General features: G+C 46.2%; 28 protein-coding genes. 25 read left to right on the top strand and 3 right to left on the bottom strand.

Translation table 11 applies throughout. The annotated features are described in order from the left end of the window. The first annotated feature begins 101 nt into the window (after window positions 1–101). The 4 genes from JGUZn3_RS11145 (at window position 102) to JGUZn3_RS11160 (ending at window position 2,399) form a co-directional block, all read left to right on the top strand. Window positions 102–818 (top strand): phage antirepressor KilAC domain-containing protein, encoded by a 717-nt coding sequence (locus tag JGUZn3_RS11145; RefSeq protein ID WP_203413581.1) that lies wholly within the window; start codon window positions 102–104, stop codon window positions 816–818. A gap of 14 nt (window positions 819–832) precedes the next feature. Beyond that, a complete protein-coding gene (locus tag JGUZn3_RS11150; protein WP_203413582.1) occupies window positions 833–1,114 on the top strand; it encodes a hypothetical protein in 282 nt (93 codons plus the stop codon). Window positions 1,115–1,335: 221 nt separating this feature from the next. Then, a complete protein-coding gene (locus JGUZn3_RS11155) occupies window positions 1,336–1,881 on the top strand; it encodes a hypothetical protein (protein WP_203413583.1) in 546 nt (181 codons plus the stop codon). Between the two features lie 53 nt (window positions 1,882–1,934). Beyond that, entirely contained in the window at window positions 1,935–2,399 is a 465-nt protein-coding gene (locus JGUZn3_RS11160; protein WP_203413584.1) for a hypothetical protein, read from the top strand. Here the strand turns inward: JGUZn3_RS11160 and JGUZn3_RS11165 are convergent, their stop codons facing one another. Together JGUZn3_RS11165 and JGUZn3_RS11170 are read right to left on the bottom strand one after the other, a co-directional pair. Next, the gene (locus tag JGUZn3_RS11165; protein ID WP_203413585.1) at window positions 2,400–2,666 is read right to left on the bottom strand and encodes a Txe/YoeB family addiction module toxin; all 267 of its coding nucleotides are present in this window, start codon (window positions 2,664–2,666) and stop codon (window positions 2,400–2,402) included. It lies immediately after the preceding gene. Beyond that, window positions 2,663–2,941 carry a type II toxin-antitoxin system Phd/YefM family antitoxin gene (locus tag JGUZn3_RS11170; RefSeq protein ID WP_203413586.1) on the bottom strand — a complete coding sequence of 93 codons (279 nt, stop codon included), beginning with the start codon at window positions 2,939–2,941 and terminating at the stop codon, window positions 2,663–2,665. The genes JGUZn3_RS11165 and JGUZn3_RS11170 overlap by 4 nt, the downstream gene beginning before the upstream one ends. Before the next feature lie 259 nt (window positions 2,942–3,200). On the opposite strand from JGUZn3_RS11170, the gene JGUZn3_RS11175 reads away from it, so the two are divergent. From JGUZn3_RS11175 to JGUZn3_RS11185, 3 genes are all read left to right on the top strand, one after another. Further along, window positions 3,201–4,037, top strand: a complete 837-nt coding sequence (locus JGUZn3_RS11175; RefSeq protein WP_238996816.1) for a tyrosine-type recombinase/integrase — start codon at window positions 3,201–3,203, stop codon at window positions 4,035–4,037. A 7-nt stretch (window positions 4,038–4,044) separates the two neighbouring features. After that, a complete protein-coding gene (locus JGUZn3_RS11180) occupies window positions 4,045–4,236 on the top strand; it encodes a hypothetical protein (RefSeq protein WP_203413587.1) in 192 nt (63 codons plus the stop codon). 473 nt (window positions 4,237–4,709) lie between these two features. Beyond that, window positions 4,710–5,330 carry a DUF3164 family protein gene (locus JGUZn3_RS11185; RefSeq protein WP_203413588.1) on the top strand — a complete coding sequence of 207 codons (621 nt, stop codon included), beginning with the start codon at window positions 4,710–4,712 and terminating at the stop codon, window positions 5,328–5,330. Here the strand turns inward: JGUZn3_RS11185 and JGUZn3_RS11190 are convergent. Then, window positions 5,320–6,081, bottom strand: a complete 762-nt coding sequence (locus JGUZn3_RS11190) for an Abi-alpha family protein (RefSeq protein ID WP_203413589.1) — start codon at window positions 6,079–6,081, stop codon at window positions 5,320–5,322. The two genes, JGUZn3_RS11185 and JGUZn3_RS11190, sit on opposite strands and share 11 nt — an antisense overlap. Before the next feature lie 165 nt (window positions 6,082–6,246). Here JGUZn3_RS11190 and JGUZn3_RS12530 point away from each other — a divergent pair, with 165 nt between their 5' ends. The 18 genes from JGUZn3_RS12530 to JGUZn3_RS11280 all read left to right on the top strand — a co-directional run bounded on the left by JGUZn3_RS12530 (window position 6,247) and on the right by JGUZn3_RS11280 (window position 18,923). Next, window positions 6,247–6,435 carry an HNH endonuclease gene (locus tag JGUZn3_RS12530; RefSeq protein WP_238996817.1) on the top strand — a complete coding sequence of 63 codons (189 nt, stop codon included), beginning with the start codon at window positions 6,247–6,249 and terminating at the stop codon, window positions 6,433–6,435. 252 nt (window positions 6,436–6,687) lie between these two features. Continuing rightward, window positions 6,688–7,320: a MerR family transcriptional regulator gene (locus JGUZn3_RS11200; protein WP_203413591.1), complete on the top strand. Its 633-nt coding sequence runs from the start codon at window positions 6,688–6,690 to the stop codon at window positions 7,318–7,320. Continuing rightward, a complete protein-coding gene (locus JGUZn3_RS11205; RefSeq protein WP_238996818.1) occupies window positions 7,265–9,244 on the top strand; it encodes a phage terminase large subunit family protein in 1,980 nt (659 codons plus the stop codon). Before JGUZn3_RS11200 ends, JGUZn3_RS11205 begins: the two co-directional genes overlap by 56 nt. Next, window positions 9,244–9,930, top strand: a complete 687-nt coding sequence (locus JGUZn3_RS11210; RefSeq protein ID WP_203413593.1) for a hypothetical protein — start codon at window positions 9,244–9,246, stop codon at window positions 9,928–9,930. Before JGUZn3_RS11205 ends, JGUZn3_RS11210 begins: the two co-directional genes overlap by 1 nt. Window positions 9,931–9,936: 6 nt before the next feature. Next, complete coding sequence (gene gpW, locus JGUZn3_RS11215) at window positions 9,937–10,203, top strand: gpW family head-tail joining protein (protein ID WP_203413594.1); 267 nt, start codon at window positions 9,937–9,939, stop codon at window positions 10,201–10,203. Then, complete coding sequence (locus tag JGUZn3_RS11220) at window positions 10,200–11,873, top strand: phage portal protein (RefSeq protein WP_203413595.1); 1,674 nt, start codon at window positions 10,200–10,202, stop codon at window positions 11,871–11,873. The genes gpW and JGUZn3_RS11220 overlap by 4 nt, the downstream gene beginning before the upstream one ends. Beyond that, window positions 11,870–12,622 carry a S49 family peptidase gene (locus JGUZn3_RS11225; RefSeq protein ID WP_203413596.1) on the top strand — a complete coding sequence of 251 codons (753 nt, stop codon included), beginning with the start codon at window positions 11,870–11,872 and terminating at the stop codon, window positions 12,620–12,622. The genes JGUZn3_RS11220 and JGUZn3_RS11225 overlap by 4 nt, the downstream gene beginning before the upstream one ends. Window positions 12,623–12,691: 69 nt before the next feature. Continuing rightward, window positions 12,692–13,378: a hypothetical protein gene (locus JGUZn3_RS11230; RefSeq protein ID WP_203413597.1), complete on the top strand. Its 687-nt coding sequence runs from the start codon at window positions 12,692–12,694 to the stop codon at window positions 13,376–13,378. Window positions 13,379–13,405: 27 nt separating this feature from the next. Then, window positions 13,406–13,822: a head decoration protein gene (locus JGUZn3_RS11235; RefSeq protein ID WP_203413598.1), complete on the top strand. Its 417-nt coding sequence runs from the start codon at window positions 13,406–13,408 to the stop codon at window positions 13,820–13,822. 70 nt (window positions 13,823–13,892) lie between these two features. Continuing rightward, window positions 13,893–14,960 (top strand): major capsid protein, encoded by a 1,068-nt coding sequence (locus JGUZn3_RS11240; RefSeq protein WP_203413599.1) that lies wholly within the window; start codon window positions 13,893–13,895, stop codon window positions 14,958–14,960. Between the two features lie 5 nt (window positions 14,961–14,965). Then, a complete protein-coding gene (locus tag JGUZn3_RS11245) occupies window positions 14,966–15,295 on the top strand; it encodes a hypothetical protein (protein ID WP_203413600.1) in 330 nt (109 codons plus the stop codon). Next, window positions 15,255–15,635, top strand: coding sequence for a head-tail joining protein (locus JGUZn3_RS11250; protein ID WP_203413601.1), 381 nt, complete (start codon window positions 15,255–15,257; stop codon window positions 15,633–15,635). The genes JGUZn3_RS11245 and JGUZn3_RS11250 overlap by 41 nt, the downstream gene beginning before the upstream one ends. Beyond that, window positions 15,632–16,192, top strand: a complete 561-nt coding sequence (locus JGUZn3_RS11255) for a hypothetical protein (RefSeq protein WP_203413602.1) — start codon at window positions 15,632–15,634, stop codon at window positions 16,190–16,192. The genes JGUZn3_RS11250 and JGUZn3_RS11255 overlap by 4 nt, the downstream gene beginning before the upstream one ends. Window positions 16,193–16,204: 12 nt before the next feature. Then, window positions 16,205–16,450: a DUF2635 domain-containing protein gene (locus JGUZn3_RS11260; protein ID WP_203413603.1), complete on the top strand. Its 246-nt coding sequence runs from the start codon at window positions 16,205–16,207 to the stop codon at window positions 16,448–16,450. A 2-nt stretch (window positions 16,451–16,452) separates the two neighbouring features. Continuing rightward, a complete protein-coding gene (locus JGUZn3_RS11265; RefSeq protein ID WP_203413604.1) occupies window positions 16,453–17,925 on the top strand; it encodes a phage tail sheath subtilisin-like domain-containing protein in 1,473 nt (490 codons plus the stop codon). Window positions 17,926–17,937: 12 nt separating this feature from the next. After that, on the top strand, window positions 17,938–18,327 hold the full coding sequence (locus tag JGUZn3_RS11270) for a phage tail tube protein (protein ID WP_203413605.1): 390 nt from the start codon (window positions 17,938–17,940) through the stop codon (window positions 18,325–18,327). Next, window positions 18,327–18,515, top strand: coding sequence for a phage tail assembly protein (locus JGUZn3_RS11275; protein WP_203413606.1), 189 nt, complete (start codon window positions 18,327–18,329; stop codon window positions 18,513–18,515). The genes JGUZn3_RS11270 and JGUZn3_RS11275 overlap by 1 nt, the downstream gene beginning before the upstream one ends. A gap of 36 nt (window positions 18,516–18,551) precedes the next feature. After that, window positions 18,552–18,923, top strand: coding sequence for a phage tail assembly protein (locus JGUZn3_RS11280; protein WP_203413607.1), 372 nt, complete (start codon window positions 18,552–18,554; stop codon window positions 18,921–18,923). The last annotated feature ends 25 nt before the right edge of the window (window positions 18,924–18,948 follow it).

The following is an 18,948-nucleotide window of genomic DNA, read 5'->3' on the forward strand; positions in this document are numbered from 1 at the left end:
GAAAAGGGAATACCGTTCGGAGCCTCTTTGTACGCTCTAGTTGACACCCGGCGCCAGCTACTAACTGACGCTGTAAACTAAAAGTTACAAAGGAAATAATCATGGCACAATTTAATCCTGTTGCTATTACACCCGTAATGCATAATGGCGAAGTCCGAATTTTAGATGTTGATCTTGCTAAAAGGTTGGGGTTTGAAAAAGCTACTAAAATTAGAGAGCTAATCAAAAGACATACAAATAATTTGGAGAAGATGGGACCCCTCCCCACGGTGGGGAGGGTTATAAACGGCGGCAAAGCTAGAGAATTTTACCTTAACCGCAAGCAGGCCATTTTCATAACGGCCAAATCTGAAACACCAGAAGCTACAGACATTACTATTGAAATTATTGAACGGTTTGATGCCTATGAACGTAATGAGCGCTCCTCTTATTACATTCCAAAAGATTACTCTTCTGCGCTTCGTCTTGCTGCTGAACAGGAAGACTTAATTCAGCAACTTTCCCCCAAAGCTACAGCCTACATGCGCATAGCTGATGCAGAGGGTAGCTTTTGCTTAACAGATGCCGCCAAAACTCTACAGGTTAAACGCATTGATCTGATTAACTGGCTGCAAAAAGAGCACTGGATTTACCGCCGTGTGGGCAATAAGAACTGGTTGGCTTATCAGGACAAGCTGGCCAGCGGCTGCCTTATCCATAAAATAGCTGATTTGGGCACCGATAGTGAAGGGTTTGACCGGATCAGGGAGCAGGTGCGTATTACCGCCAAGGGCCTGACCAAGATCAGCGAAAAATTTTCTCCATTTGCCATCAATTAATAGGGAGAAAACACATGAGTAGCATAAAACTTTCTCCTGATATGAACGACTATAAAATTAAAACAACAACAGGAGTGCTTGTAGAAAGTACACCGATTTATATGGATGTAGTTGAAAAGACGATAGATGATATCCGTAAAATGATCCGCAAAGACAAGGTTGATACTGATAAGATCCTTGAGAAATGCGAACGGGCTACCCTGATGATATTTAAATGCAGGGAAGAACATGCCCAACTTAGAGAAGAAATGCTAGAAGCCGGTGAAGGTGGTTGGCTCCGTAGTTTTTCAAGATAAATTCTTAGGGGATTACTGTTAACCTTATAAGCAAAACAGTGTCTCATCTTAAACCCGTGGATTCAACGGGTTTAAGGTTTTCTGCTAAAAAGGGGTCTGCGTTTTACAGACCCCTTACCTACCCAGAGAAATAGGCAGTGGTTTTATGTATCAGGCAACACATAAAACCTATCATTTTTTCTGGAACAAAACAATGACCATACATAACAAGGGCTTTGCTATTGGCTAGGGCGGGTGCTAGTGCCGCTGCTATTCAGGCCGAACCGCTGATTATTACAAAACTTAACCTTACAACCCGTTACCAGAACGGGCATATTAAACTGACTACCAGGCTAGACGATAAGGGCAAACCTGTGGCCCGTATTTGCCGTGTAGGGGCTATAGAGCGCCTGCGTGATAGAGGCTCTATTACCTATGAGCAGTATCTGGCTGCTGAACGCTATGCCTTGCTCCACGAGGCCGCCCAAGGCGCAGACCAGGGAGATGGCGAGGTTATTGGTTGTCGTGTTGATGGCTCCCCGCCCACAGATGGCGGGGCTACAATTTACACGCTTGATGCACTACAGGAGTTACGGGAATTAGAGGAGCTGTTAGGAAAAAACCTAACTTACATTGCTACACAAATCATTCTTTATAATAAAACTATAAAAGAGCTGGCTAAAAATAGTAAATATGACCCAAAAAGAATTCTCGGTTGGTTAGATAGCGCACTTACCCGAATGGCTGAATATTGGGGGTTTATTGAGGATGATAAAAAAAGTGCTTGAATTCCAGTGGCTCTGGATGCTATAGATATAACCATGATGAATAAGTGTATTTGGTGATGCACTTTTATGGGTTTCCGAAAGCCGGGCTGGTGACAGTCCGGTTTTTTATTGCCCTTTTTCCTCCAAAACAATTTAGAGTTTTTATGGCGCGCGGCGATGTGGTGACCTATGGCAAAAACCATTTTGCCGTGGTGTGGAAAATCGTTGGCCAAAAGACCTACCTGCTTCCCATTATCCTGTTACCACCTTACAGGCACCGAGCCGATGTCCCCATGCGGAAAAACGCCATGGTGCATATTCTGTTTATAGATGCCGTAGTGCGTTGCCGTGAGATACTGGCGCGTAGCCAAGAGAATTTTACATCTACAGATCTGTGCTTACCAGACAGTTTCATGAAACTGTGTGATCTGGCTCTTAAACGGGAAGCCGATATTCAGGTCTTTGAAAAGGCCTTTGAAGGAAACCACAAAAAGTCACTCCCCTATTTTTTAAAGCATCTCAAGGATGTAACGGGATGATCAGTAATGATACCGGCACTGGATAATTTCGACCTGTTGCGTTTCCCTGGTGCCGGTTACACGATACACCAGGCGGTGCTCCTTGGTAATGCGACGAGACCACCAACCAGAAAGCTGACCTTTTAGCGCTTCAGGCTTGCCAAGGCCTATAAAAGGATGGCGGCGGGTATCTTCTACCAGCGTGTTCACTTTTGCCAGCATGGCATGGTCATGAGAAGCCCAATAGAGATAGTCTTCCCAGCCTGTTTCAGTGAACACAACTTTCATGAGTTGGAAGCTGTATCGTCTGGGGTGATGAGTGTGTGCTCTTCAAGCTTGCCCTGGCTGGCCTGCTCAATCCCTTTGAGTAGCCGTTGTGTGTTTTTAGGACTATTGAGCAGATGAACTGTTTCCTGCAGGCCGGAGAACTCTTCTTCTGAGAGGATGACCACATTCTGGTGGGCAGATGTGCGTGTTACCACAATAGGGGCACGGCTATTGGCTGCTTCATCCAGGTAATGAGCAAGGTTTTTTCGCAAGTCAGTATAAGATACGTGAGTCATGATCATCATCTCCTTGTTGTTAATATAAAGTACTTGTTTCTGTACTTCAAGGAAGAAAGAACAGCTTAAAAAAACTGTCCTGATAATGAAGAGTTATCTGCCGCCTGTTTGGAGTGAAAGTGACAGATAACTCTAAAACAGGCCCAAAAGGCGGGAGATAACAGTTATTATCTGTCGCTTTTTGTCTGGTGGAAACAGGCCTTGAGCCCTTGGTTTTCTGCCATAAATGGCATTTGTGTAAAAATAGAGAAAATGAGCAGTGTCAGATAACTCTTTTTTAGGGGCTGAAAAATTCCTGCTCAAAATGTGGTTACACAATAGGGCAGAACATACCAGACGAGCCTATACGCATGATGTGAGGGACTTCCTTCAATGGGTGCAAAAGCCTTTAGGTGAGATAGTTCTTTCTGACCTGCAGGGCTGGTTTGATATCCTGCAAGGGAGTGAAGCGACACGCAGGCGTAAAGTGGCTTCAGTGAAGTCTCTATTACACTTTGCTCATGAGCAAGGCGTGTTAGCCAGCGATCCAGGCTACGGGTTTCGCCTCAAGAAGTCCCCTGATGCCCTGCATGAACGCATTATTACCCAGGAAGAAGCGCTAAAGCTCATTCGTGAAGAGAAAGAGCCACGCAAGCATGCGCTGTTAAGGCTGCTCTATGTGATGGGGCTACGCATCTCTGAAGCGTGTAGCCTCACCTGGAAAGACATGGTGAAAAACCGGCAGGGTGGAACCATGAATATCTATGGCAAGGGCGGCAAGATGCGCCAGATTGGTGTGCCTAAGGATTTATGGGGAGAGCTGGAACAGTTACGTGATGACAGTTCCCCCACAGCACCGGTTATTCCTGGCCGTGATGGCAAGACTATTCAGCTCAAAGCCGCACACCGGATTGTTAAACGGGCGGCCAAGCGTGTTGGCCTGCCAGACGAATTTTCGGCCCACTGGCTGCGCCATGCCTGTGCCTCTCACGCGCAGGACAACGGGGCACCACCCCACGTTGTGCAGCACCAGCTTGGCCATGCAAGCCTTGCTACCACCACACGATACACCCATGCTCGCGCAGGCGACAGTGCCAGCTCTTACCTGAAAGGATAATACCACGATGACGAATGACGTACTAACCGAACAGGACAGGCTGGCTAACCATGCTGTATGGAAGCGCACCTTCCACTATTACCGCCGCCTGGCTTTCCAGCGTAAGGAACTGCCTGGCAAGCGGTTATGGGCTAAAACGCGCATGAAGTTCTGCCAGGAAATGATGGAGAGGTTTAAGGCACCTGTCGAACAGCTATAACCTGAATAAACGAAACCCCGCTGTGCTGATACACAAGCGAGGTTTCTAATTTCTACCTTGGCAGGTTGAGGAAGGTATGAAACTTGAGTGTAAAGTTAATATAAATGAAGGAGCAATTCAAGCTATGGATAAATTGGATCAGTCAAAAAAGCTTCGTCATTTTGCTTATTTTGTTGCGGCTATTGTAGGTGGTGGCCCGTTTCTTTTCGGGTTGGCTGCCGTGATACGGGCTTTTCATTAATGGAAAGTATGGAAGCCTGGCGGTTTATAGTCATGGCACTCATGGTTGTTATGAGTGTTTTTCTGTTTTCCCTACCTGGGATTTTAGAGGGAATAACCCATTTAATTTCAGTTTTGGATAAGGTTCAATGAAAAACATGGAAGCCTGGCGGTTTATAGTTCTTTGCCTGATTACTGTTATCTGGGCAATAGCCTATGTGTTGAGAGCCTATTTTTTGAGAAAGTGATACCTTATGAATGAGCATACAGAGACGCTAGATGGTTATATGAAAGACGCCTCCGGACGGCTGGTTCCACGCGACAAGGTAAAGCCTGAACATCTGCTGGAGGATGAGCTGGTGCGTTCTCTTCACGAGAAGGCAGATGCCCGCCATGAAGCCCTGCTGGTGCTCAAGGAAGAGTCTTTTGCTGATATCAGGACGTTACAGTCCTTGCTGGCAGAAAAATACGATACAAAGCTTGGTGGTCAGAAGGGCAACCTGACCCTGCATAGTTATGATGGCCTGTTACGCATTACCGTGGCGATTGGTGACAGGATTACCTTTGGGCCCGAACTGCAAGTGGCTAAAAAGCTGATTGATGAATGCCTTGATGAATGGACAGAAGAAGGCAATTCCAATATCCGGGCGATTGTGGCGGATACCTTTGATGTGAAAAAGGAAGGCAAGTTACGGGTGGATAATGTGCTTGGCCTACGCCGCCTGAACATTACCGAACCTAAATGGCTTAAGGCCATGGAAGCCATTGCCGATGCCATACGGGTAGAAAGCTCCAAATCCTACGTCCGCTTCCACAAAAAAGCTAACCCAGATGCTCATTTCGTGCAAACCCCACTCGATATCGCTAGGGTGTAGGCGGTGATAAAGTTTTCATTAGTAAGAATGCTAATGGGGAAAGTATATAATAATTATATTGTACACGTGAGTGTGTTTTTAGAATTTTATCTTTTAAAATATTATTGAAATAGCTGTTATTACTTTGGCTTGAATTATCAGAATAAAATTCTATTAAATTTTCATTTTTTAAATTTTGTACAATAACAACAGATGATTCATTATCAATCGAGTAATTATTTAAAGAGTCTTCAAAGTATTTATTTAATTGTAAAACCAAAAAATCTGAATTAGTCTTAGTTGTATATTTGTTTTCAAAACTATTATTACTTGCTAATAAATACATATTATATAAAATATTTAAATAAAGAGCATCAAGTGGATTAAGCTTTTTTACAATTTCTATAAATTGTTTTCTAAAATTTTTTCCTTTATCAACAATTGCTGTTATTAGAAGCTTTGCCCATAAATCTTGCAGCTCATCGTTACTTTCGTTTTTAGCCTGTTCCAAAATTTCAATAATAATTTCTGGATTGGTATCTGTAATACGGTTGATATCAATGCCCTCTTTTTCAAGATCGTCCATCGCTCGTTGAACTACATCGATGGTATGCTTGAAGTATGGATCACGAAGAGCTTTCTCTGCATTTTCTTTTATAAAATGAGCAAATATAGGCTGTAAGACTTTGTATGCCTTTTGTGTAATCTCCGAGGCAATCTTAATATTTTTATAGCCTTTAAAAATAGTAACAGCCGTTGAAATCGGATCCATTGTTATATCCTGAATTTATTTACTATGCCCCGCAAACCACCTGTATTAGGATCATCATCACGTAAGAGGTTATATGATGATTGCCGTGGTTCTGCATCATCTCGTGGATATGATAGAACCTGGCAAAGATGTAGGCAGACATTTCTAAAGGGTAATCCTCTTTGTGTGTTCTGTCAAAAAGAGGGACGGATTAAGGAAGCAACAGAAGTGGATCATATCCAGACGGTTCGTAACCGTCCTGATCTTCGCCTTGATCCCCGTAATTTACGCGCTCTATGCAAGTCCTGTCACAGTGCCAGAACCATGAGGGATCAGGTGCATGGTCATTCCCTACCCCATAGGAAGGCTATCTAAATATTCAGAAAGTTCTTTGCTTGAATTTTCACTCTGATTTTTTAATTCTCTTTCTTCCAATTAATCATATCCTTTAAAAATAATAATATTAAGCTTTCTATTGTTTTTATTATTTTATTTATTAACAGAAACTCAATTAATATAACTATATCTTTGGGTCCTTCCTGTGGGGGTGGTGTATCGGGAGTAATTCGCCCTGCGTTTTGGGCCCAGCTACAGGAATTTTTTTGAGGTTAACACTTTGGTTAACAGATGTCTCTAGGATTATCAGACCGTGAGGCAGCAGAGCTGGTTGGTGTCAGCCATGTTGCTATTTATAAAGCCCGTAAAAACGGCAGGATACCAACACTTTCTGATGGCAGCCTTGGTAAGGAAGAGGTCCGGGATTGGTTTGAAAATCGGCGCACACCACGCGGGGGTAAGCCCAGCAAGGTTAACGCCAAAGTTAACGCAAAAAAACGCAAAGTTAACAGCAAGGTTAACACGGAAGTTAACACGTGCAAGGTTAACGAAAAAACCAAATTTGAAACCCTACTGGAAGAAAGGCATGTTTTCCTTAGCAGACGTGAGGCGGAGCTTTATAGGGACAGTTTTGTTGCCCGCCTAAAAGAGCTGGAATATCACACGCGCTTAGGCGAACTTGTCCCCATAGAGAATGTTGCCAAAGCGGTTGGCCAGGATTATGCCCGTATCCGCACTCGCCTTCTGGCATTACCCGCAGAGCAGGCCCCCACATTATTTCAATGCAAAACCGTCAACGACCTTCAAGATAGGCTTCATACACTGGTTACGCGGGTTTTAGAAGAGCTGTCCCAAGATGAACACCAGCATGAACAATGGAAATCTTTACAAAGAAAGCAGGAAGACTCTCCGAAAGGCCCTTGATAAAACCAGAAAACTCAATCTTGCCCCGCCACCCAAGCTTTCCCTCAGCGAATGGGCCGCCCGTTATGCTGTGCTCTCTGCTGAGACGAGTGCCCAAACGGGCCGCTTTGAGGCTTACGCTTACCAGGTTGGGATGATGGATGCCATAACAGATCCTGCTGTTGAACGTGTTACGGTCATGAAATCAGCCCGTGTGGGTTATACCAAAATTCTGGATCACATTATTGGCTATTATCTGCATCAGGACCCAAGCCCCATTCTAATTGTCCAGCCCAGAGTTGAAGATGCCGAAGACTACAGCAAATCAGAAATAGCCCCCATGCTGCGGGATACTCCTGTATTACAGGGTATTGCACCAGACCCCAAAACCAGAAACGGCGATAATACCCTCCTCAAAAAGACCCTGAAAAACGGTTCTTCCCTTACACTGGTAGGAGCAAACTCCCCTGGGGGGTTCAGGCGCATTACCGTGCGTATTGTCCTGTTTGATGAAGTGGACGGCTACCCTGTTGGCGGTGCTGGCTCTGAAGGCGACCAAATTGCCTTGGGCACTAAGCGGTCTGAAACCTTCTGGAACCGCAAGATTGTGGCCGGCTCAACCCCTACCATTAAAGGGATCAGCCGTATTGAAAGTCGCTTCCTGGAAGGAGATCAACGCAGGTTTTATGTGCCCTGCCCACAATGTGGGGAATACCAGGTTCTTAAATGGGGTGGTAAGGATACGCCCTATGGCATCAAATGGGATAAGGACGATGATGGCAAGTCCCTACCTGAAACAGCCTGGTATGCCTGCGAGCATAATGGCTGTATTATCGGAGAAGAGCATAAATCCGAGATGGTTGCCAAGGGGGAATGGCGGGCTGAAAAACCCTTTAATGGCCATGCTTCCTTTCATATCTGGACAGGCTACTCCCTTTCCCCCAATGCCACATGGGGGAAACTGGTTGAGGAGTGGTTGAGGGTTCAGCATGATATCAAGGCCCTGCAAACATTTGTTAACACTACGTTGGGCGAAGCGTTTGAAGATCGGGGAGTAGGAGCCCTTTCAGAACTCACCCTGGCCAAACGGGCAGAATTATGGCCTGCCGAAGTGCCTGATGGTGTTGTGCTTGTTACCGCTGGTGGGGATACGCAGGATGACCGTGTCGAACTGGAAATCGTAGGTTGGGGCCGCAACGAGGAACGCTGGTCTATTGCCCATGTCGTTGTTGATGGCGACCCGGAAAGTCCCGCTCTTTGGAAAGAAGTTGATGAAGTCCTGAAACGTAAATGGTTTAGAGCCGATGGCAGGCCCTTCGTAGTAGAAGCTGCTTGTATTGATTCAGGGGGGCATCATACGCAAAAGGTCTATGAGTTCTGTAAAGCCCGTCTGGGGCGTAAAATATGGGCGATAAAGGGGGAGTCTGCCCGTAATGGGCAACGCTCTCCCGTCTGGCCTTCCAAACGTCCCAGCCAGAAAACCAAAGGCTTTAAACCATTCATTATTGGGGTTAATGCTGCCAAGGATGTCATCCGGGCCCGGCTTCACATCCCCATACCCCCAGAAGGCACTTCCTGCCCAGGCTACATGCATTACCCAGCAGATAGGGACCTTAATTTTTTTGCCCAATTAGTTTCAGAGCGTCTGGTTCGTAAATATGTCAGTGGCCGTGAACTCCGCATCTGGGAACAAACCCCTGGACGTGCTAACGAAGCCCTCGATCTGGCCGTTTATTCCTATGCGGCCCTGTGTGGCTTAACCCAGAGAGGCCTGCAACTCAATAAACGGGCAGACCGTATGGAGCAAGGCCAGGACGCACCACCCACTATTGAACAGGCTGTGGATGTTAGTGGGCTACCCAAAGAGGAACAAAGACCAGACAGAACAGTCGAAGAGTTAAGCCCGGAAGAAAAGAAAAAGCGTTTCATCAAAAGGTTTGTCTAATGGCTTATTCCATTTTTATAGACACAAAACAGACTGAAAAAATGCTTCGGAAACTTGCCAAAAATCAGGTTCCATTTGCTGTTGCTAAAGGTCTTACCATTACCGCAGCAGGTGCTCGTGACATGATGAAGCAGGATATTCCCAACATATTTGATAACAACAATGCTTTTACTCGTAATGCCGTGGGCATAAGCCCCGCCAATAAGCTGGATCTTATTGCCCGTGTTTTTGTAAAAGATCAACAAGCCGAATATCTAGGGTTCGAAGAGTTTGGTGGATCCAGATCACCAGGGGAAGGCGCTAAAAACTCCAATGCCAAGGCCATTCCTTTAGGGGGAAAGGATGCCCGGAAAAAAGCAGGCGGAACCCTACCCAGAAATTATATTAAAAACCTCGCCGCCCGTGCCAAGGCTGATAAGGCCCGGCCCAAAGGGACAAAAGGGAAAAAACTGCGTTTTTCCATCGTTAAAATATCCGGTAAAGCCCCTAATGGTATGGGAGCTGGTGGGTTTTTTAAACGAGACAGAAAATATGGCACAATCAAACGCCTAGTCGAATTCTTTGATGAGGCAACCTATAAGCCAAAATTCGGCTTTCTGAATAAGGTTAGCGACAATATCCAACAAGAACTTTCAAAGAATATAGAAGAGGCCTTTAATGATGTCCTGCGTGACTTGAATAAGTAATTTATTATGATCCATTCTCCAATATCTTCCCACACCATATGGTCTAACCTGCCACGGCCTGAACTTATGGCCATGTTGACCCAGGCCCAGAAGGCCTATGCAGAGCTCCTGTGCGGGGCAAAAGTGGTTTCTGTATCCTACTCACAGGAAACAGGGGCAAAATCAGTTACCTACTCCCAGGCTGATCGTAATGGTCTACTAGGTCTTATCATGGATCTCCAACGCACATTGGGCATTAACAGGCGCAGAGCAATAGGAATACGCTTCAGATGAAAAAAAGCCAGCTCTTAGGCCCTGATGGCAACCCCCTTCCTTTATCAGCAAAGCAGAGAACATCGGCTCTCAACTCTCATTGGAATGGTTCTGCTTACGATGCCGCTGATTATGGCGGAACACATATGCATGGGTGGAACCCTCTTTTATGGTCACCTGATGTTGAAAAAAACCCTTTTAGGGACCGTATCGTTGCCAGAGTTAGAGACCTTGTCCGCAATGATGGCTGGGCTTCAGGTGTTGTTACCCGTATTCTGGATAATGCCATTGGTGGCACATTCCGCCCCATCAGTAAACCAGACTACCGGGCTTTGAAACACAAAACAGGATTTTCTTTTGATGCAGAATGGGCCGATGAATTTGGCAGGGCCATTGATAGCCATTGGCGTTCATGGGCAGAAGATGATGGCCGTTATTGTGATTCGGAAAGAAGGCTTACCTTCTCGCAAATAATGTGGGTTGCCATGCGTCATGAGCTGATAGATGGTGATGCCCTAGCTATTTTACCCTGGCTTCCAGAACGAGTTGGAGCAGGTAAAGCCCAATATGCAACAACTATTCAGCTGGTTGATCCCGATCGTCTTTCAGATCCCAACAATACCTTTGATCAAAAATACATTAGAGGGGGTGTTCATATTGATGAATGGGGTGCTCCCCTTGGTTATTATATCAGAAAAGCTCATCAAGGAGACTGGTTTTCCGCTGATGAAACAGTCATCTGGGACTATTATGAAAGAGAGACAGACTGGGGCAGGCCCAAAGTAGTTCACCACTTCCAGCCAATGCGCGCAAGTGAGCATAAAGGGGCCATTGGTATTTTTACTCCTGTCTTGCAACGATTAAAGATGTTGATCAAATACGATAGTACAGAGCTGGACTCAGCTATCGTCAATGCCATCTTTGCTGCTTTCCTGGAAAGCCCGTTTGATCCCGTAAGTACAGCCGATGCCCTTGGCCTTGATGACGTTGACGGTAACATCGCACAATATCAGGAAAACCGTAGAGAGTTTCATGGTGAAAAAAAACTTACCATGGGTGGTGTGCGTATCCCAACCCTTTTTCCTGGTGAAAAAATTAACACCATAACAGCTGTACGTCCTGCCAGTAATTTCAAGGATTTTGAAAATGCCGTTTTAAGAAATGTTGCCTCTGGTGCTGGAGTTTCTGCCCAACAGGTCAGCAATGACTGGTCAGACGTTAACTACTCTTCAGCCCGTGCTGCCATGCTAGAAGCGTGGAAAACCATGCAACGTCGAAGGCTTAGCTTTGCCCAGGGCTTTGCCTCTCCTATCCGCACAGCATGGCTTGAAGAGTGTTGCCATACCGAAAAGCTCCCCCTTCCACAAGGTGTTAATGCAGATTGGTTAAAGGAAAATTTTGCTCAACTTAAAACGCCACTTTGCCGATGCCGCTGGCTTGGTCCAGGCCGTGGCTGGATAGATCCCGTGTCTGAGCGCCAAGGAGCAGTATTAGGTATGGATGCCGGCCTTTCCACCCTTGAGAATGAAGTTGCAGAAAATGCTGGTGAGGACTGGGAGGAGGTCGTGGATCAAAGGGCCGTAGAAGTCCGGCGCTTTGATCAATTGGGCTTACAACGCCCAGATTGGGCCGGAAAGGAGCAAACAGCAACCCAAGCCTCAACCCCTCCCCAAAAACCGAGCGCAAAATGAATTTACCATCCTTCCCTCTTGCCTTACGGCCAGATCATATTGCTCTTTGGCTAGTAAATCTGGATAAAGATATCCCTCTTGCCAAAAGCAATTTTTTTGCACCAGAAATTATACAAAACATTGCCATCATCCCCATTCAAGGGCCATTAGAGCAGTTTCACTATAGTATTATCAGTGCTGCCTTGCAGGCGGCCTTATCTGATACGGCTGTAAAAGCCATTGCCTTGCTTATTAATAGCCCTGGCGGTGTTGTTAACGGTATGTTTGACCTGGCTGAGGAAATATATAGCGCCAGAAGCCAAAAGCCTATCTGGTCTATTCTAGATGACGGCGCTTATTCAGCGGCTTATGCCTTAGCTTCCTCAAGTGATTTTATTACTGTTCCCAAAGCTGGTGGTGTTGGCAGTATTGGCACAGTAACCGCTCATATTGATATAACACAGCAGCTAGAAAACTCTGGCATAAAACTTACAACTGTTTCTTATGGCGATAGAAAAACAGAACGTTACCCAACTTCCCCTCTTTCTAAAGAGGCAAAAGCGAGAATGCAGGAAGAGGTCGATTTTCTAGGGGAAATGTTCGTTGCTCTCGTTTCCAGAAACCGTAACGTAAGCCCTCAGAAGATACGCAATACACAAGCGTTAACCTATTTTGCTGAAGAGGGTATCAGACTTGGCTTAGCAGACCAAATTGCTTCACCCCGTGAGGCCATCTCTGCCATGTTAGCTCTTTTGCAAGAGAGAGAATAAACAAAGCCATTTGCTTTTTTAATCATCTATACCAGCCCCTTTATAGGGGCTTTTTATTGGAGTAAGCCCATGTCTTTTCTGAAAAGAAAAAATTTTCAACATCTCTTTGGTCATTCTTTTCTCAAATCGTCCTCAGAGAATGACGAAGACAAACAAGATAATAATGCCGAAGATGAGGATGATACAGACGCTGAAGATGAGCAAGAAGATACCAAATCCAGACGCTCAAAAAAAGCCAAACACGCCAAAACCCACAGTGCTGATAACGACGACGATACAAGTGCTGAAGATGATGACGATGCAGAGGCTGAAGATGAGGAAGAAGATACCAAATCCAGGCGTTCTAAAAAGGCCAAACGTGCCAAAGCCCGCAAAGCTGATGACGACGATGAAGATACCGATGCCGAAGACGAGGATGAAGACAACACAGCAGAAAGTGATGATGAGCGTAAAGAGGCACGGGCTATGGAACGTAGGCGATGCAAAAATATATTCCTTTCCAAAGCAGCAGGCATTAACCCCTCTTTGGCAGCGCACCTAGCCTTTAACACTTCTTTACCCAGTAAGCAGGCCATTGTTATTTTGAACGATGCAACAGCTGGGCAAGCCTTAGCACATCATCAACAGACATTAAGGCAGAAAATGCAAAGCCATAGGCTCAACCCTATCGGGCAGGACCAAAAAGTAAAGTCTGTTACAGCACATCCGCTAGCAAACCAAATGCTGGCTGCTGCTAAAAAAGCTCGTGGTCATTAAAAACTTCCTTCAACAAGGTTTATACTTATGCAAAATATTAACAATAGTGATTATTCACCTGCTCCAGGTATATTTGATGCAACCTTTGTCCCCGATCAGCTTATTGCCGGTGTACAAACCCGTGTAACAGATAGTATCACCCTAAAAGCTGGCCAGGGCATCTTACATCGTGGTGCTGTTTTAGGTGTGCCTACTGCCGGTGGTGGTGCTGTGTTATGCACACAAAGTGCTACAGACGGCTCTCAAACCCCTATCTATGTTCTGGCCAGCACGTATGACACTACCCAGGGTGATGTTATCAATGCAGGGATCTACGCAACAGGAGAATTTAACTTTAGAGCACTGTCTTATGGCGAAGGCTGGACATTTGATACCCTAAAACGGGCTTTCCGCCCTGTTAACATTCATATTAAAGACTCTGTTTCAGCAGCAGATCCAAGCTAGTTCTCTACAACAGCTCCCTTCTTTTAGCCTTCCCCCTTGGGAAGGTTTTTTTATAAAGGCCATATGATCAATGACCATCATTCCCCAAGAGCTTTATGATACCAATCTGCTTGTTCAGGTAGTAACAAACCTTAAAACCGCCCAAACCTTTCTACTAGACAACTTTTTCCCTAATATTGTGGAAAGTGACACACAATACGTCTCCATCGATGTCGATGTGGGTAAGCGGCGTATGTCACCCTTTGTCTCTCCCCGCCAAGAAGGAAAACTTGTTGAAGCACGCCATGTGCAAACGAATGTATTTGAACCTCCTTACATTAAAGATAAACGTGCACCAGATGTTATGCGCCCAGTACGCAGACAGATTGGAGAGCGCATTGGTGGTAGCCTTTCAGCGGGTGAGCGGATGATGGCCAACATCACTTTTGAGATGGAAGACCAGATTGACATGCTCAAACGCCGCCAGGAATGGATGGCAGCCCAAGCCCTTATGACTGGCAAACTGACTGTCTCTGGCGATGGTGTCCCTACTAGCACTATTGATTTTAACCGTGATGCTGCCCTTACTTATGTTGCCTCTGGCTCTTCTCTATGGGATGCTGATCCCTCAGGGAAAACCTCACGGGCAACAGAAGATGTTAGAAGCTGGATTTCCCTTGTACTTAAAAAAAGCGGTGCAGCTATAACAGATCTTGTCTGCACAAATTCTGCCTATAATGCTATGCTTAAGGATGAAGGTATTAAACAGGCCATATTCAATTCATCTATCCGTCAAAATAGTGATGCCAATATCACCATGGGGCCAAACGCAGCTCGTGGAGCAGTCCTTCAAGGCATTTGGGGTGGATTGAATATATGGCTTTATAACGACTGGTTTGTTGATGAAAACGACGTCGAACAGCCTATGATTCCCGATGGAATGGTGTTGGCCATTTCAAGGGACATGATGGGAACACGCGCTTACGGCGCTATTAAGGATCCCCAGTTTAGCTACGGCGCTTTGGCTTATGCTCCTAAAATGTGGTTTCAGGAAGATCCTGCTCAAACCTTGCTCATGATGCAGTCTGCCCCTCTCGTTATTCCAAGCAGGGTTAATGCCTGCCTGGCAGCAACAGTTGCCAAACCTATAGGAGGGTAGTGATAATGGCTGGTGAGGAAAAAACCAAACAAACGCCCAAAAATTCTCTAGAACCCCCGGAGCAACCAAGCCCAGATGACCTTTCTACCGAAGAGAAGGGTGCAGCCCCTTCTCTTCACTCCCAGCCTTCCACTCCATTAGATGGTAGTGGAAACACTAAACAGCCAGCCACCAAAAAAAGCAATATGGTTACAGTTGTTGTCAATAAGGGGCGAAGGATATGCCATGATGATATCTTCTATAATGAAGGGTCATCTTTTAGCACAGACCGTTCTACAGCCCAATGGCTTGGTAATGCCGGTCATGTCACCAAAGCAGGCAGTGATGAAGGTTAATTTTTCAACACTGGTCTTACTGCCCTGCCTGGATGCCTTTGGGGATGATATCATGTTTATTTCCTCTCAAAAGCTGCAAAAACACACCATAAAAGGTATATTTGACAAGGCTTTTTATGAGCAGGAAGTCCTGGCCGATACAGCACTCCCCATAGGTAACCCTCAATATATTTCAGCGCTCCGTGCGGTTATTGGCATCAGGCTTGCTGACCTGCCCTTTGCCCCCCAGCAAAATGACAGGATCATTCATAAAAATATAACCTATGTTGTCAATGATGTGCGCCTGGACGGCCAAGGCGGTGCCCACCTTATCCTTAACGAGGTTTCTCAAACTCTATGACTTTATACCGTATCCAGCTTCTGGACTGTGCTGCCAATGCTCTAAAAGAAGCTGGCACCCTGGCAGAAAACCGCGTTTATACCGCTCGTAGCTGGCCAACCACACCCATTCTCTATCCTGCTATTATTTTACAGGCGCCCCTGGATCATGCCCAGAGCACGGGGAAAACGGCCGTAAGCTTTTCCCGCACAGTAAGTCTGGCCATCCGGGCCCAGGTCTGTTTTCAGCTCCAAGGGGATGGCACACCTACGCCAGACATTCCCCTGGCAGCCAAATCAGAAATGGCTTTGCATATCCTTACAGAACAGATTGAAGCCGTTTTGCTCACCCATATCCCTCTTATGGCCATGGTGGAAGAAGTGTCTTCTCTCTCTACTGAAGTGCTGTTTGATAGCAGCTCGGCCCAACCTGTGGCAGAGGCCAGAATGCGGATGGATCTCCTGTTCAGCCAAACCTACAGCTCTGGGGGTGAACCGGTTGAGCGTATTATGACCTCAATTAGAGAGAGCGATTATTACCAGAATTTTATTAAAAACCATTGCCCGTCATACTGCTAACGGAGTTCATCCATGTTTGTAAAACCGGTTAAAGGCCGCACAGTCCGCCACCCTGAAACGATGCGGCTACTCAATGAACAGGGCGAAGAGGTCCTACGCACCTCGTTTTGGCTCTCGTGTCTAAAAGTGGGGGATGTTGAGGAAGCTGAAAAACCATCAGCTAAACCTTTACTGCACTCAGTAACTCCACCTGAAAAGCCCCCTAAATCTCCTGAGAAACTTATTCCCTCAGAGCAAACCAAAAAAAATGAGGTCTAAACATGGCCATCTCCATTCCCAACTATTCGGACAGCAATATTGTCCCAGGTTTTTACTTCTCGCTTGATAACCGAAATGCCAATACGGCCACCATTACCAGGCGTGTCCTGCTCATTGGGCAAATCACCTCTACAGCCCAAGCTACTGCAGGGATTGTTGAACAGGCACTTGCCGGCAGTGAAGCCAATACCCGTTACGGGGCAGGTTCACAATTAGCCCAAATGGTACTAGCCTATCGTAACATTGATACGTTTGGTGAGGTCTGGGCACTCCCCTTAGCAGACGATGCTCAGGCAACTTCGGCCACAGCGACTATCACTATCGAAAACCCTGCTTCTCAAGAGGGGGTTATCAGCCTTTATATTGGTGATAACCTGCTCTCTATTCGCATCAGTCGGATGGATACCACCCAAACTATAGCCCAGGCTATTACTACTGCTGTAACTGCCAATCCCACCCTACCCGTTAGTGCAATAGCCAGCAATAATAGCGTTATGCTGACAGCTAAAAATAAGGGCGAAAGCCTGAATGCCCTCTCTCTTACCCTCAACCTTCTTGGGGCCAGCAATGGTCAAACCACACCACCAGGGCTTAAACTGACCCTAACACCCTTTACCGGCGGTGCGGTTAACCCTGTTTCTGCCCTTGAAGTAGCTTTAAGCCAGCTGGGGGATAAATTCTTTGACCTGTTCATTATCCCCTATACGGATACCGAATCACTGGATGCGTTAGAGCAGTTCCTCAATGACACATCCGGGCGTTGGTCCCCCATGGCGGAGCTTTATGGTCATGTGCTTACGGCCTTTAGTGGCACTTATGGGCAGGCTACAACATTGGGTAATAGTCGTAACAACCAGCACGAAACCATTCTTGCCACCTCTGACAGCCCCAGTGAGCCCTGGAAATGGGCAGCGCAAGCTGGTGCACAAATCGCCCTTTCCATCCGCCAAAACCCAGCTCTTCCCATTACACAGCTGGAGCTTACTGTTCGGCCGCCAACCCAGCAATTCCCCGTCAGCCAACGCAACAGCCTGCTTTATGACGGCATTTCCACCTTCACGGTCAGTGATAGTGGTTCAGTTATTCTAGAGCGTCTGGTTACCACCTACACCGATAATCCAGCAGGTCTACCTGATAATTCCTATAGGGATATTGAAACATTGATGACCTCTGTCGTCTGTATGCAGGACCTGCACACGTTTCTAGCCTCCCAATATGGAAGGTTTATCCTGGTCGATGATGCTGCCAAAATTCCAGCAGGGGTGCCGGCAACAACCGCACAACTTATAAAAGCTGCTGTCGTTTCACGCTATCGCACCCAGGCCCAAAATCTCTGGGTGCAAAATACCGATCGTTTTGCAGCCAATATTCGGGTTGAAAATGCGGGTTCCGGAACAGTGAAATTATTCCTGCCTTACCAGTTTGCCAACCAGCTGCGCATCATTGCCGGCACACTCCAGTTTACCAAACCATAAGGATATTATTTCATGGCATCCTACGTTAATCAGGGCCCACTAGCAGGTCTTGCCACCCTTACCATTAACGGTGAGGACTGGTCCGTTGTTAGTGATCTCTCTTATATGCCCTCTGGCCTCGTTAATGAAACCCTTAAGGGCCAAACCAGGGTTGAGGGCTATTCCGCCATGCCTGGTGAAGGCTATGTTTCAGCAACTTTACGAGACAGGAATGATAGAAAACTGTCTGACTATAAAGGCGCATCTGGCCTTACGGTTATTGCAAGGCTGGCCAATGGTAAAATTGTTACCTGTAATAATGGCTGGGTGACCGATTTTGAAGAGCTGAAAACCCAGGAAGGCACATTCAGCATCAAATTTGTAAGCGACGATGTCAGCGAAGATGTAGTAGGAGCGGCCTGATGGAAAATGAAAAAATCCTTGTTCTTGATACCCCCATTGAAGATAAGGAGAATACCTATCAGGAACTGAAATTGCGTGAGCCCACAGTTTACGAGGTTCAGGAGGCTGCTAATTTCGTGCGGTTGGATGATCTGGAAACCACTATTCTTGAATCCCAAACCGATCTGGTGCGGCGTATCAGTGGTTAGCCATTAAAAATTATCAATCAGCTTCCTGTAAGGGTGATGGACGAAGCCGTGCGCTTTGTTGCCGCTTTTGAGAATGATAACCGCCGTAACCTTGAGGAAGAACCCTCGCTAGATCCCTCTCTTACCCTTGTTCTGGACTCCCCTGTTAAAACCAATAAAACAGAGTTTGACACCATGCATCTGCGTGAGCCTACTGTTATGGAGCGCAAAATTTCTGGTGTCAAAAAACGCAACAAAAACCTGCGTTCCTATTATGATGCTGAGGTGCAGTTGGTTAAAGATGTCAGCGAATGGCCATTAGCAGCCGTACTGGCCATGCCCATTAGCCAGTTTGTAAAGGCTTCTGATTATCTACAGGGTTTTTTTATGTCTGGCCAAAAAACTGGTATGCGCTCTCCTATGATGTAATTAGGTTTTTTGGCTGGTCGTTTAA

Source organism: Entomobacter blattae (genome assembly GCF_014672835.1).
GTDB lineage: Bacteria > Pseudomonadota > Alphaproteobacteria > Acetobacterales > Acetobacteraceae > Entomobacter > Entomobacter blattae.

What these genes read in the sequence shown, in the direction of transcription:
- JGUZn3_RS11145 (WP_203413581.1), top strand. Translation starts at nt 102, where the DNA reads ATGGCACAATTTAATCCTGTTGCTATTACACCCGTAATGCATAATGGC.
- JGUZn3_RS11150 (WP_203413582.1), top strand. Translation starts at nt 833, where the DNA reads ATGAGTAGCATAAAACTTTCTCCTGATATGAACGACTATAAAATTAAA.
- JGUZn3_RS11165 (WP_203413585.1), bottom strand. Translation starts at nt 2,666, where the DNA reads ATGAAAGTTGTGTTCACTGAAACAGGCTGGGAAGACTATCTCTATTGG.
- JGUZn3_RS11170 (WP_203413586.1), bottom strand. Translation starts at nt 2,941, where the DNA reads ATGACTCACGTATCTTATACTGACTTGCGAAAAAACCTTGCTCATTAC.
- JGUZn3_RS11180 (WP_203413587.1), top strand. Translation starts at nt 4,045, where the DNA reads ATGACGAATGACGTACTAACCGAACAGGACAGGCTGGCTAACCATGCT.
- JGUZn3_RS11185 (WP_203413588.1), top strand. Translation starts at nt 4,710, where the DNA reads ATGAATGAGCATACAGAGACGCTAGATGGTTATATGAAAGACGCCTCC.
- JGUZn3_RS11190 (WP_203413589.1), bottom strand. Translation starts at nt 6,081, where the DNA reads ATGGATCCGATTTCAACGGCTGTTACTATTTTTAAAGGCTATAAAAAT.
- JGUZn3_RS11200 (WP_203413591.1), top strand. Translation starts at nt 6,688, where the DNA reads ATGTCTCTAGGATTATCAGACCGTGAGGCAGCAGAGCTGGTTGGTGTC.
- JGUZn3_RS11205 (WP_238996818.1), top strand. Translation starts at nt 7,265, where the DNA reads ATGAACAATGGAAATCTTTACAAAGAAAGCAGGAAGACTCTCCGAAAG.
- JGUZn3_RS11210 (WP_203413593.1), top strand. Translation starts at nt 9,244, where the DNA reads ATGGCTTATTCCATTTTTATAGACACAAAACAGACTGAAAAAATGCTT.
- gpW (WP_203413594.1), top strand. Translation starts at nt 9,937, where the DNA reads ATGATCCATTCTCCAATATCTTCCCACACCATATGGTCTAACCTGCCA.
- JGUZn3_RS11220 (WP_203413595.1), top strand. Translation starts at nt 10,200, where the DNA reads ATGAAAAAAAGCCAGCTCTTAGGCCCTGATGGCAACCCCCTTCCTTTA.
- JGUZn3_RS11225 (WP_203413596.1), top strand. Translation starts at nt 11,870, where the DNA reads ATGAATTTACCATCCTTCCCTCTTGCCTTACGGCCAGATCATATTGCT.
- JGUZn3_RS11230 (WP_203413597.1), top strand. Translation starts at nt 12,692, where the DNA reads ATGTCTTTTCTGAAAAGAAAAAATTTTCAACATCTCTTTGGTCATTCT.
- JGUZn3_RS11235 (WP_203413598.1), top strand. Translation starts at nt 13,406, where the DNA reads ATGCAAAATATTAACAATAGTGATTATTCACCTGCTCCAGGTATATTT.
- JGUZn3_RS11240 (WP_203413599.1), top strand. Translation starts at nt 13,893, where the DNA reads ATGACCATCATTCCCCAAGAGCTTTATGATACCAATCTGCTTGTTCAG.
- JGUZn3_RS11245 (WP_203413600.1), top strand. Translation starts at nt 14,966, where the DNA reads ATGGCTGGTGAGGAAAAAACCAAACAAACGCCCAAAAATTCTCTAGAA.
- JGUZn3_RS11250 (WP_203413601.1), top strand. Translation starts at nt 15,255, where the DNA reads ATGCCGGTCATGTCACCAAAGCAGGCAGTGATGAAGGTTAATTTTTCA.
- JGUZn3_RS11255 (WP_203413602.1), top strand. Translation starts at nt 15,632, where the DNA reads ATGACTTTATACCGTATCCAGCTTCTGGACTGTGCTGCCAATGCTCTA.
- JGUZn3_RS11260 (WP_203413603.1), top strand. Translation starts at nt 16,205, where the DNA reads ATGTTTGTAAAACCGGTTAAAGGCCGCACAGTCCGCCACCCTGAAACG.
- JGUZn3_RS11265 (WP_203413604.1), top strand. Translation starts at nt 16,453, where the DNA reads ATGGCCATCTCCATTCCCAACTATTCGGACAGCAATATTGTCCCAGGT.
- JGUZn3_RS11270 (WP_203413605.1), top strand. Translation starts at nt 17,938, where the DNA reads ATGGCATCCTACGTTAATCAGGGCCCACTAGCAGGTCTTGCCACCCTT.
- JGUZn3_RS11275 (WP_203413606.1), top strand. Translation starts at nt 18,327, where the DNA reads ATGGAAAATGAAAAAATCCTTGTTCTTGATACCCCCATTGAAGATAAG.
- JGUZn3_RS11280 (WP_203413607.1), top strand. Translation starts at nt 18,552, where the DNA reads ATGGACGAAGCCGTGCGCTTTGTTGCCGCTTTTGAGAATGATAACCGC.